This window comes from Paenibacillus sp. A3 (assembly GCF_001399685.1).
In the GTDB taxonomy this organism is placed as follows: Bacteria; Bacillota; Bacilli; order Paenibacillales; family NBRC-103111; genus Paenibacillus_G.
In genome coordinates, this window is sequence record NZ_JTHN01000343.1 from 1 (window position 1) to 520 (window position 520).

Genomic DNA, 520 nt, shown 5'->3' on the forward strand with positions numbered 1-520 from the left:
CAACTTTTTAAAAAGTTGACTTGAGGGGATATTTTTATTTCAGCACCTATGGGGCAAGTTGCTTTTGGATTGCTCAAAAATAATATTTTTGGATATATATAACCAATCCAACTATTGCTATACTAGCATGGTATTCCGATAAGGCAAGACAGGCAGAGTTGACTTTTGATTGGAGGAAAACCAATGTTTAACGTTTTGGTATCAGACCCAATTAGTGATTTTGGCTTGCAGCAGTTGACGAGTGCGGTGGATGTGGAGGTCACAAAAAAGACGGGATTGAGCGAGGAAGAGCTTATTTCCATCATCGGTTCGTATGATGCGTTGCTCGTCCGTTCCCAAACAAAAGTCACTCGGCGCATCATGGAAGCCGGTGTCCAGCTGAAAGTCATTGGCCGGGCGGGGGTCGGCGTTGATAATATTGATTTGGACGCCGCGACGAGCCTAGGAATTGTGGTGGTCAATGCACCAGACGGCAATACCGTCACGACATGTGAGCATACCTTTGCGATGATGATGGCGT

At 45.4% G+C, this 520-nt stretch carries 1 pseudogene; it reads left to right on the forward strand.

Annotated features, from left to right (window positions below):
• Positions 1-183 precede the first annotated feature (183 nt).
• Positions 184-520, forward strand: a pseudogene (locus tag QJ48_RS34380) (phosphoglycerate dehydrogenase); the annotation flags it as partial.